Source organism: Neoroseomonas rubea (assembly GCF_016106015.1).
In the GTDB taxonomy this organism is placed as follows: domain Bacteria; phylum Pseudomonadota; class Alphaproteobacteria; order Acetobacterales; family Acetobacteraceae; genus Neoroseomonas; species Neoroseomonas rubea.
The window spans coordinates 1-10,596 of sequence record NZ_JACADQ010000127.1 but is presented as its reverse complement, the minus strand read 5'-3'; the positions used below and the strand labels follow the sequence as shown (position 1 = coordinate 10,596).

Genomic DNA, 10,596 nt, shown 5'->3' with positions numbered 1-10,596 from the left:
AACCCCCTCCCTTCTTTTTCGTGTCAAAGAAGGTTGAGGGGGGTGTGGGGGGAGAAGTTCCCTTCTCCCCCCAAGGGGCATGAAGGACCATCGCGGAGTCGCGCTGATCGTCGCCTCCGCGTTGTTCATGCAGAACCTGGACAGCGCGGTGCTGGCGACGGCGCTGCCCTCCATGGCGCGCGACCTGAACGAGGATCCCGCGCGGCTCGGCGCGGCCATCACCGCCTATCTCGTCTCGCTGACCGTCTTCATCCCCTTCTCCGCCTGGATCGCCGACCGCTTCGGCGCGAAGCGCGTCTTCATGCTCGCCATCCTGGTGTTCGTCGCCGCGTCGTTGTTGTGCGGGCGGGCGCAGGGGCTGGGCGAGCTCGTCGCCTTCCGCGTGCTGCAAGGGGTGGGCGGGGCGATGATGGTGCCCGTCGGGCGCCTGCTGCTGCTGCGCGGGGTCGAGAAGCGGGACATGCTGTCCGCCATGGCCTGGCTGACCATGCCCGCGCTGCTCGGGCCGGTGACGGGCCCGCCGCTGGGCGGGCTGCTGACCGACCTGTTCTCCTGGCGCGCGGTGTTCTGGATCAACGTGCCGATCGGCATCCTCGGCGTGGTGCTGGTCGCATGGAAGATCCCGCATGTCGCGCCCACGCGCCCCGGGCCACCGGACGTGGTGGGGCTGGTGCTGACGGGGGTGGCGCTCGCCGCGCTGATGTTCGGGCTGGAGACGGTGGGGCGGCATGTCGTGCCCGGCTGGATGTCCTGGGCGGGGCTCGCGCTGGGGCTCGTGGCGGGCACGCTCGCGGTGCGGCATTGCCGGCGCGTGCCGCAGCCAGCGGTCGATCTTTCCCTGTTCCGCATCGCGACCTTTCGCGACCCGGCGGTCGCCGGCAGCCTGTTCCGCACCGGCGCGGGCGCGGTGCCGTTCCTGATTCCGATCATGCTGCAGATCGGCTTCGGCATGAGTGCGACGGAAAGCGGCTTCGTCTCCTTCGCCACGGCGCTCGGCGCCTTCGCGATGAAGCCGCTGGTCCGCCCGTTGCTCAAGCGCACGGGCTTCCGCGCGGCGCTGCTCGCGAATGGCGTGCTGGCGGCGGCGGGGATCGCCGCGCTCGCGCTGCTGACGCCGGCCTGGCCGGGCATCGCGATCTTCCTGCTGCTCGCCGCGGGTGGGCTGGCGCGCAGCCTGCAGTTCACGGCGCTGAACACGCTCGCCTTCGCCGATGTGCCGACCGAGCGCATGTCGCGCGCGACGGCGCTGTACGGCACGCTGCAGCAGCTGACGCCGGCGCTCGGCGTGGTGCTGGCGACGACGACGCTCGAAGCCTCGCTCGCGCTGCATGGGCGGGACGGGCTGGCGGTGGCGGACTTCTCGACCGGCTTCCTGGTGGCCGCCGTGGTGGTGCTGGCCTCCATCCCGCTGCATGCGCGGCTCGCGCCGGATGCGGGGGCGGAGGTGTCGGGGCACCGGCGCTAGAACAGCTCCATCAGCTTCGCATGGTCGTCGAGCTCCGCCGGCGCGCCTTCGAAGATGAAGCGGCCCGAGCGCATCACCAGCACGCGGTCGGACACGGCGAAGGCCTCGCGGACATTCTGCTCCACCAGCAGGATCGACATGCCGCGGGTCTCGCGCAGGGCCGCGATCGGGCGGATCAGGTCCTGGAACAACTTTGGCGCCAGGCCGATGGAAGGCTCGTCCAGCAGCAGCACCCGCGGGCGCGTCAGCAGCGCGCGGCCGATCGAGACCATCTGCTGCTGCCCGCCCGAGAGCGTGCCCGCGCGCCGCGTGCGGAACTCGCGGATGCGGGGCAGCACCTCCAGCACCTCCTCGATCCGCTCCTTCTGGCCGGAGGAGGGCACGCCCGCCGACCACAGCGCGAGGCCGAAGATCTCCTCCACCGTCAGGTCGGGAAACACGCCGCGCCCTTCCGGCACGAGTGCCACGCCCGCGGCGCCGAGGGCGGCCGGCGTGTAGGGCGCGGGCGTCGCGCCGAAGACGCGCAGTGTGCCGGCGGATGGCCGGTGCAGGCCGAACAGCACCCGCAGCAGCGTGGATTTCCCCGCGCCGTTGTGGCCGATCAGGCAGAGGATCTCCCCGGCCTTGAGCGTGAGGGAGACATCCTGCAGCACTTCCCGCCCGCCGAAGCCGGCGGACAGGCCAAGCGCTTGAAGTGCGATGTCGCTCACGCCGCCTCCTGCGGCCGGTCGCCGAAATAGATGGCGGCGAGCGCCGGGTCGCGCAGGATCGCCTGCGGCTCCCCTTCCGCCAGCACGCGGCCCTGGTCGAGGAAGGCGATGCGGTCCGAGAGTTCCGCGACCACGTCGAGATTGTGCTCGATCAGGCAGATCGCGACGCCGCGCGCCGTCGCCGCGCGCAGCAATTCCCCGAAGCGGAGGCGTGAGGCGAGGTCGAGCCCCGAGGCAGGTTCGTCGAGCAGCCAGATATCGGCCTCGGCCGCCAGGATGCGCGCCATCGACAGGAACTTCCGTTCGGCATAGGCGAGGTCGATGGCGCGGGCATCGGCAAGCGCGGCAAGGCCGGTCGCCTCGAGCGCGGCCGCCGCTCGGTCCTCCCGCTGCCGGCGCGCCCGCGACCCGCCGGGCTGCCAGAACCAGGACGCCGTCTCGGTCGCGGCGAGCACATTCTCCCGCACCGTCACGTGGGTGAAGAGGCGAAGGTCCTGAAAGGATCGCGCGACACCGAGCCGCGCCACCTGCCAGGGCTTCAGCCCCATGATCGGCCGGCCGCGGATCTGCGCCGTGCCGGAATCGGCGCGAAGATTGCCGGTGATGAGGTTGAAGGTCGTCGTCTTGCCCGCGCCGTTCGGCCCGACCAGCGCCGTGACGCGCCCTGCGGGCAGGGAGAGCGAGACGCCGGCCACCGCCTGCAGCCCGCCGAAGGCGCGTGCGAGGTTCTCCGATTTCAGCAGGATCTCGCTCATGCTGTCGCGCGCCCCTTCGACAGGTCGCCGACCAGGCCGGCGGGGCGGAAGATCATCAGCAGCGTCATGGCGAGCCCGTAGACGATCTGCTGCACGGCGCCGACCTCGGTCGCCGGGATGAAGGGCAGGAAGGCGAGGCCCGAGGGCAGCGAGAGCAACAGGATCGCGCCGATCAGCGGCCCCCACAGCGTGCCCGTGCCGCCGATGATGACCATCGCCATGACCAGCACGGACTGGTCCATGGTGAAGCTCTCGACATTCACGAAGGACAGGTGGAGCGCAAAGAGCGCGCCGCCGATGCCGGCACCCGCGCAGGCGAAGGCGACGGCGAGCGTCTTCGCCGCCGCGACATTCTTGCCGAGCGCCTCGGCCGCGCTCTCAGCGTCCCGGATCGATTGCAGCGTGCGGCCGAAGGCGCCGCGCTGCAGCCGTGCCGTGAGGAACAGGATCAGCGCGAGTGCCGCGAGCGCAAGCGGCAGCACGCCGACCTCCACCCCCGCGACCGTCGGGCGCGGGATGGCGACGAGCCCGCCGATGCCGCCCGTGAAGGCCTTGGCTTCGGAGAACAGCGTCGTCGCCATCATCTGCAGGCCGAGCGAGGCGGCGACGAAGTATTCCCCCCGCACGCGCAGCGCCGGCAAGGCGAGGCAGAGCGACAGCCCGCCCGCTACGATCGCGGCGACGAGGCAGGCGAGCAGCGCGTCAGGGAACAATTGCAGCGCGACCTGCGCCCCGGCATAGGCGCCGAGGCCGAAGAACACCGCATGCGCGACCGAGAAGATGCCGGCGAAACCGACCACGAAGTTCAGCGTCGCGGCGAGGATGCCGAAGATCGCGACAAGCGTGGCGAGGTTGGCGAGATAGGCCGTCATCGCGTCTGCACCACCCCGAAGAAGCCGCTCGGCCGGAAGATGATGAAGGCGAAGAGCACGAGGAAGGAGACGGCCTCGGCCCATTGCGTGTCGACGAACTGCAGCGCGACCGATTCCGCGACGCCGAGCATCAGCCCCGCAAGCGCGGCGCCGCGCAGCGATCCGACGCCGCCCACGATCGTCGCCGCCATCGAGATCAGCATGACGTGATGGCCGATCGCCTCGTTCAGCCCGGTCGTCATCGCCGTCAGCACGGCCGCGGGGGCGGCCATGGCGGACCCCAGCGCGAAGGCGAGCATCGACAGCCGGTTGGACGAAAGCCCATAGGCGCGCAGCAGATCCGGGTTCTGCGCCAGCGCGCGCAGCGCGACGCCGGCATGGGTGCGCGTGAGGAAGGCCGAGAGGGCGACGAAAAGCACCACCGCCACCCCGATCGCGATCCAGAAGATCGGGGCAAGGAAGATTTCGGGCATGACCTCCGTGGCGCGGGACAGCGGCGTGTCCACGCTCGCGAAGCCGCGTCCCGCCAGCATGCCGACCAGGTTCTGCACCACCACCGCGACGCCAAAGGCGGCGACGAAGACGGTGAAGAAGGACCCCTCGTGCCGCTGGATCGGGCGATAGACGACGCGTTCCATCGCCAGCCCGAACAGCGTTGCCGCCAGCACGCCCGCAAGCGAACCCGCCCACCAGGGCCAGCCCGCGTTCCAGGCGAAGAGGAAGGCATAGCCCGCGAGGGTGAAGGAGATGCCGTGCGCGAAATGGAAGATGCGCGTCGCGCCGAAGATCAGCGCGAAGCCGGCCGCGGTCAGCGCGTACAGGGCCCCGGTCTGGATGCCCTGCAGCAGGAGCTGGAGAAACAGCACGGGCGGATCAGGCGATCGGCACCACGCGCCCGCCGCGGATCTCGTTCACCTGGATCTCCGCCGACATGTTGCCCTGGTCGTCGAAGGTGCCCTTGCCGCCCACCAGGTCGAATTCGCGCACGCGCAGCAGCGTGGCGCGCAGGCTGTCGCCGTTGACCGCCGCGTTCTCGCGTTCGAGTTCCCGCGCCAGCAGGGCGAACAGCCGCGTCGCGTTGTAGTAGTTGGCGTTGTAGGTGCCGGGGTCGGCATTGTGCCGCGCCTTGAAGTCGGTGGCGAAGCGGCGCGTGATCTCGGACCCGCCGGTGTAGTCGAACTTCTGGCTGGTGAAGATCACGCCCTCCGCCTCGGGGATCGAGGTGACGGAGGAGATCGACAGCGCCGAATAGCCGATCAGCGGCTGGGAGATGCCGTTGTCGCGCAGCCCCTTGATGATCTGCGCCTGCTGCGCGCCGAAGGAGGCGACATAGACCGCGTCCGGCCGCGCCTGGCGCACCCGCGCGGCGACGGGGCCGAATTGCTGCGCCGTGCGCGGGATGGAGAAGGTGCCGGCCAGTTCTCCGCCGACCTTGGGAAGTTCCGTGCGCAGCAGGCCGAGGATCGCGTCGCCCAGCGGGTCGTCCACGTACACGAGCGCGATGCGCTTGAGGTTCCGCCGGATCAGGAAGGGCAGGAAGGCCTGCGTTTCCAGGTGCGCGAGCGGGATGACGTTCCAGAAATAGGGCGACAGCCCCGCGAGATCCGGCCCGACCGCGCCGCCATTGACCATGACGGTCTTGGCGCGGTCGCCCACCGGCGCGACGGCCTTCGAGACGGCGGTGAAGCCGACGAGCACGTAATGTGCACGGTCCACGTTCACCAGCTTGTTCATGCCGATGACGCCCTGCTGCGGCAGGGCCTGGGTGTCCTCGGCCTGGATGCGCATGGGCCGGCGCAGCGTGCCGTCGGCGCGGGCGTGTTCGATGGCGAGTGCGGCGCCGTCGGTGAACAGCTTGCCGTATTCGCCGTTCGGTCCGCTCATCGGGAACAGCGTGCCGATCACGTAAGGATCGGAGCCCTGCGCGAAGGATGGGCGGATGAAGGGCGCGGCGAGCGCCGTGCCGAGCAACGCGCGGCGCGCGATCAGCGGACCGGTCATGGACTTCACTCCCTCAAGGCTTGCTTGTTGGTGCGAAGCCTCTGCCCGCGCCCTGGCCGTGTCAACCGTGCGGCAGGCGGAATCCGGGCTCGTCCCATTGCATCGCGGCGAGCTTCCCGCTGGTGGAAAGGGTGATGTACGCGGTGCGCATGTCGGGCCCGCCGAAGCAGATGTTGGTAGGCATCCGCTCGGGCATCTTCACCACGCGCAGGATCTCGCCGGCGGGCGAGACCGTCGTGATCTCGCCGCTCACCAGCGTGGCGACGATGATGTTGCCCGACGCCGCGATCGCGATGCTGTCGAGCCGCCGATAGCCGGGGAACTGGCACAGCACGCGCCCGCCATTGGACGACGGCCAGGGGTCCTTGCGCAGCTGGCCGGGCCCTTCGACATCCCAGGCCCAGAGCCGGCCGGTCTCGGTCTCTGCCACATACAGCGTCCTGCCATCCGGGCTGATGCCGATGCCGTTGGCGCCGCCGAAGATGGGGAAGGCGGCCTCGACCACGCGCGAGCCATCCGCCGCGCCCCAATAGGCGCCGCCATGGTCGCGGTCCCGCGCGCGCACCTTGCCCAGATCGCTGAACCAAAAGCCGCCATGCGCGTCGAACATCAGGTCGTTCGGACCGCGCAGCGGGCGGCCGTCCACGGCGCGATAGAGCGTCTCGACCGCGCCGGTCGCGGGGTCGATCCGCTCGATCCGCCCGCCGGAATAGTCGGGCGACTGCCCCATGGGGCGGAGCATCCCCGGCTCGTCATGCCAGGAGAAGCCGCCATTGTTGCAGACATACAGCATCCCGGCCGGGCCGAGCGCCAACCCGTTCGGCGCGCCGCCCACTGTCGTGATGGTGCTCTTGGCGCCATTCGCCGCGACGCGGGTGACGCGCCGCGCCTCGATCTCGACCAGCGCCACCGACCCGTCCGGCATCGCGACCGGGCCTTCCGGGAAGCGCAGCCCGTCCGTGACGATGCGCAGATCCGGGTTCTCGACGATGATGGCCATGGCGCTTCCTTCCCCTTGCCTCGTTGGGCCGGATCATGGACCGCGATCGGATGGCTGCGAAGCCTTGACGGCGGCGCCCGCGCGCCGGACCGTTCGCGCATGAGCCAGCCCGATCCCGTCACCCTGTCGGTCCTCGACAACCGCTTCCGCGCCATTGTTGAGGAGATGGGGGAGGCGATGCTGCGCACCGCCTATTCGCAGATCCTGAACTCCTCCCGCGATTTCTCCATAGCGCTCTGCGACGCGGAAGCGCGGCTGCTCGCCCAGGCGGACCACATCCCGGTCCATGTCGGTGCCATGCCCTTCGCCGTGCAGGCGGTGCGCGAGGCGTTCGGGGATGCCATCGCCGACGGCGACATCTACCTGCTGAACGACCCCTATCACGGCGGGTCGCATCTGCCGGACCTGACCATCATCGTCCCCGTCTTCGGCGAGGGGCGGCTGCTGTTCTTCTCCGTCGTGCGCGCGCACCACACCGACATCGGCGGCGGCACGCACGGCGCCTACAACCCCGCCGCGACCGAGATCTTCCAGGAAGGGCTGCGGCTGCCGCCGATCCTGCTCGGCCAGGGGCGCGTGGCGCGCGCCGACCTGGTGCGCATGATCGTCACCAACACGCGCCTGCCGCGCGAGGTCCGCGGCGACCTCATGGCGATGATCGGCGCGGCGCATCTGGGCGAGAAGCGCCTGCTCGCCGTGCTGGCCAGGCACGGCACCGCCGAGACCGCGGCCGCCGTCGCCGCCATCCTCGCCCTTTCGGAAGCGCATGCGCGGCGCATCATCGCCACCTGGAAGGATGGCGAATGGCGCGGGGAGGCGTTCCTCGACGATGATGGCTTCGGCCAGACCGACATCCCGATCCGCGCCCGCGTCGTGAAGCAGGGCGATTCGATCACTGTCGACCTGTCGGACTCCGCGCCGCAGGTGCCCTCCTTCCTCAACTCCTCCTGGCCCAACACCGTCAGCGCGGTGCGCATGGCGATCGCCTTCCTACTCGACCCGGAGGTCGCCAAGAACGACGGGTGCTTCCGCCCCATCGAGATCATCGCGAAGGAAGGCACCATCGTGCTGCCGCGCGAAGGCGCGCCCGTGACCATGTGCACCTCCCACTGCTCGAACGAGATCGTGGAGGCCGTGGTCAAGGCGCTGGCCAATGCCTGCCCGGAGCGTGCCATGGGCGGCTGGGGAAGGCGCTTCCGCATCGCCATCAAGGGGCGCGACGCGCGCCGCGCGGACCGGCCCTTCGTCTGGCACCTGTTCCATGCGCGCCCTGGCGGTGGCGGATCCTCCAAGGGCGATGGCTGGTCCACGGCGGGCGAGTGGCACTCCGCGGGCGGGCTGAAGTTCGGCAGTGTGGAGATGGCCGAGGCGCGCTTTCCCTTGTTCTTCGCGAAGCACGAATTCCGCCCGGGCAGCGCGGGGGATGGCACCTATCGCGGCGGGCTCGGGGGCGAACTCGAACTTCGCCTTGAAACGGATGGCCCCTCCGTCGCCAACACCGCGGGCGACGGCGTGAAGTACGGCGCGGCGGGAATGCTCGGCGGGCGAGACGCGGCGCCGCACCACTACACGCTGCGCCGCGCGGATGGCACGTCGCGGGATTTGCGCACCAAGGAAGTGGGCATCGCGCTGATGCCGGGCGACGTGCTGCATGTGCGCGCGGGTGGCGGTGGCGGATGGGGGCCGCCGGAGAAGCGTGACCCAGAAGCGCGGGCCAGGGATGCGGAGGAGGGGTTGCTGTGAAGCGGGAAAGAAAGGTCGGGGGGAGGGAACTCCCCCCGAGCCCCCCTCCTTCTTTTGTCACTTGGAGACTGACCTCCGAAGTCAGTTCCCAACAGATAAAGAAAGGAGGGGGGGCGGGGGAGTTCCCTCCCCCGCACTTCACATGACTTACCGCATCGGCATCGACGTCGGCGGCACCTTCACCGACGTGGTCTGCGTCGCCGCCGATGGCGCGACGACGCTCGCCAAGGCTGCCTCCACCCCCGCCGACCAGAGCGAAGGCGTCGTCTCGGGCCTCGCCGTGCTCGCCGACCGCCTCGGCCTGACGCTGGCCGACCTCCTCGCGCGCACCGAGCGGATCGTGCACGGCACCACCGTCGCGACCAACGCACTGCTGGAACGCAAGGGCGCGCGCGTGGCGATGCTCACCACCGAGGGGCATCGCGACGTGATCGAGATGCGGGAGGGCCTCAAGCCCGAACGCTACGATTTGCGCCTGCCCGCCGCCCCCGCGCTGGTGCCGCGCCGGCTGCGCCTGCCCGTGCGCGAACGCATCCGCCCCGACGGGCGCGTGGAACAGCCGCTGGATCGCGCATCGCTCGACGCCGCCATCGCGCGGCTGAAGGAAGCGCAGGTCGAGGCGGTGGCGATCTGCTTCCTGCATTCCTGGCGCGACGACGCGCATGAACGCGCCGCGGCCGATGCGGTGCGCGCCGCGCTGCCCGGCGTGTTCGTCACGACAAGCGCCGAGGTGCTGCCGCAGATCAAGGAGTTTGAGCGCTTTTCGACCGCCTGCGTGAACGCCTATGTCGGCCCGATCGTCTCGCGCTATCTCGCGCGGCTGCGGGGCAGGCTGAACGATGCTGGCTATGGCGGGCCGGTCTTCGTCATCCTCTCCCATGGCGGCGTCGCGCCGGTGGAGGAAGCGGCGCGTCTGGCCGCTGGAACGGCGCTGTCGGGTCCCGCGGGCGGCGTCGCGGCGGGGGTGGCGCTCGCGCAGCGAGGGGTGGGTGAGGATCTCATCACCTTCGACGTCGGCGGCACATCGACCGACATCGCGCTGGTGCAGGATGGCGAAGCCGCACTCGGCCGCGGCCGCACGGTGGGGGGCGAGCGCATCGCGCTGGAGAGCCTCGACATCGTGACGCTCGGCGCGGGCGGCGGGTCGATCGGCCATGTCGGCGCCGGCGGCACGCTGCAGGTGGGCCCGCGCAGCGCCGGCGCGGTGCCGGGGCCGGTCGCCTATGGCCAGGGCGGGACGGAACCGGCGGTGACGGACGCCAACCTGGTGCTCGGCTATCTCGACCCGGCGAATTTCCTCGGCGGCGCGCGGCAACTGGATCGCGATGGCGCGCTGAAGGCGTTCGAGCGGCTTGGCGCCGCGCTCGACATCGATGCCATGGCCGCGGCGGAAGGCGTGCATCGGCTGGCGAATGTCCGCATGGCGGACGGCATCCGCGTTGCGACCGTGCGTCGCGGCGTCGATCCGCGGGATTTCACGCTGCTCGCCTTCGGCGGTGCCGCGGGGCTGCATGCCAGCGCCGTCGCGCGGGAACTCGGCATGCGTCGCGTCGCCGTGCCGGTCTTCGCCGCGGGGCTCTCGGCCTGGGGCATGCTGCACACGGATTTGCGCTACGAGATGGCGCGCAGCGAGATCGGCACCGGCGGCGTACCGGCCGACGACGCGCTGCGCGCCATCTGGGCGGGGCTGGAGGATGAAGGCCGCGCCCGTGTCGCAGCCTGGTTCGGTGGCGCGGTGGAGACGCGCCGCGCCGCCGACATGCGCTATGGCGAGCAGGTCTTCGAGATCGCCGTGCCGCTCGAGGATGTGGCCTGGGACACGCCTGGCCTGACGCAGCGCGTGACCGAGGCCTTCCACGCCCGCCACGAATCCCTCTTCACCTACGCGCTGAAGGGGGAGGAGGTGGTGCTGGTGAATGCCCGCCTTGCCGTGATCGGCCGGCTGCCGCCGATGCCGGTGCCGCCGGCGCCGGCGGGTGCCGCGCAGGTCGGAGGGGCACGCGTCCGAACTCCAGACGCACCAGAACCCCGGAGGGCGGCCGCCGGCGGG

The 10,596-nt window shown here is 70.8% G+C and carries 9 protein-coding genes; 3 read left to right on the top strand and 6 right to left on the bottom strand.

The features are described from left to right. Nucleotides 1-79 precede the first annotated feature (79 nt). Nucleotides 80-1,465, top strand: coding sequence for a DHA2 family efflux MFS transporter permease subunit (locus HW577_RS13400; protein WP_198376639.1), 1,386 nt, complete (start codon nucleotides 80-82; stop codon nucleotides 1,463-1,465). Here HW577_RS13400 and HW577_RS13395 read toward each other — a convergent pair. From HW577_RS13395 to HW577_RS13370, 6 genes are all read right to left on the bottom strand, one after another. After that, complete coding sequence (locus HW577_RS13395) at nucleotides 1,462-2,175, bottom strand: ABC transporter ATP-binding protein (RefSeq protein ID WP_198376638.1); 714 nt, start codon at nucleotides 2,173-2,175, stop codon at nucleotides 1,462-1,464. The two genes, HW577_RS13400 and HW577_RS13395, sit on opposite strands and share 4 nt — an antisense overlap. Next, the gene (locus tag HW577_RS13390) at nucleotides 2,172-2,930 is read right to left on the bottom strand and encodes an ABC transporter ATP-binding protein (RefSeq protein WP_198376637.1); all 759 of its coding nucleotides are present in this window, start codon (nucleotides 2,928-2,930) and stop codon (nucleotides 2,172-2,174) included. Before HW577_RS13390 ends, HW577_RS13395 begins: the two co-directional genes overlap by 4 nt. Further along, the gene (locus HW577_RS13385; protein ID WP_198376636.1) at nucleotides 2,927-3,802 is read right to left on the bottom strand and encodes a branched-chain amino acid ABC transporter permease; all 876 of its coding nucleotides are present in this window, start codon (nucleotides 3,800-3,802) and stop codon (nucleotides 2,927-2,929) included. The genes HW577_RS13390 and HW577_RS13385 overlap by 4 nt, the downstream gene beginning before the upstream one ends. Further along, nucleotides 3,799-4,668: a branched-chain amino acid ABC transporter permease gene (locus HW577_RS13380; RefSeq protein WP_198376635.1), complete on the bottom strand. Its 870-nt coding sequence runs from the start codon at nucleotides 4,666-4,668 to the stop codon at nucleotides 3,799-3,801. Before HW577_RS13380 ends, HW577_RS13385 begins: the two co-directional genes overlap by 4 nt. Nucleotides 4,669-4,675: 7 nt before the next feature. Next, nucleotides 4,676-5,803 (bottom strand): ABC transporter substrate-binding protein, encoded by a 1,128-nt coding sequence (locus tag HW577_RS13375; protein WP_198376634.1) that lies wholly within the window; start codon nucleotides 5,801-5,803, stop codon nucleotides 4,676-4,678. 61 nt (nucleotides 5,804-5,864) lie between these two features. After that, nucleotides 5,865-6,803, bottom strand: a complete 939-nt coding sequence (locus HW577_RS13370; RefSeq protein WP_198376633.1) for an SMP-30/gluconolactonase/LRE family protein — start codon at nucleotides 6,801-6,803, stop codon at nucleotides 5,865-5,867. Nucleotides 6,804-6,902: 99 nt separating this feature from the next. On the opposite strand from HW577_RS13370, the gene HW577_RS13365 reads away from it, so the two are divergent. Both HW577_RS13365 and HW577_RS13360 read left to right on the top strand, forming a co-directional pair. Further along, on the top strand, nucleotides 6,903-8,546 hold the full coding sequence (locus tag HW577_RS13365; RefSeq protein WP_198376632.1) for a hydantoinase B/oxoprolinase family protein: 1,644 nt from the start codon (nucleotides 6,903-6,905) through the stop codon (nucleotides 8,544-8,546). Nucleotides 8,547-8,688: 142 nt separating this feature from the next. Next, on the top strand, nucleotides 8,689-10,596 hold a 1,908-nt coding region (locus tag HW577_RS13360; protein ID WP_198376631.1), incomplete at its 3' end, for a hydantoinase/oxoprolinase family protein.

What these genes read in the sequence shown, in the direction of transcription:
- HW577_RS13400 (WP_198376639.1), top strand. Translation starts at nt 80, where the DNA reads ATGAAGGACCATCGCGGAGTCGCGCTGATCGTCGCCTCCGCGTTGTTC.
- HW577_RS13390 (WP_198376637.1), bottom strand. Translation starts at nt 2,930, where the DNA reads ATGAGCGAGATCCTGCTGAAATCGGAGAACCTCGCACGCGCCTTCGGC.
- HW577_RS13385 (WP_198376636.1), bottom strand. Translation starts at nt 3,802, where the DNA reads ATGACGGCCTATCTCGCCAACCTCGCCACGCTTGTCGCGATCTTCGGC.
- HW577_RS13375 (WP_198376634.1), bottom strand. Translation starts at nt 5,803, where the DNA reads ATGACCGGTCCGCTGATCGCGCGCCGCGCGTTGCTCGGCACGGCGCTC.
- HW577_RS13370 (WP_198376633.1), bottom strand. Translation starts at nt 6,803, where the DNA reads ATGGCCATCATCGTCGAGAACCCGGATCTGCGCATCGTCACGGACGGG.
- HW577_RS13365 (WP_198376632.1), top strand. Translation starts at nt 6,903, where the DNA reads ATGAGCCAGCCCGATCCCGTCACCCTGTCGGTCCTCGACAACCGCTTC.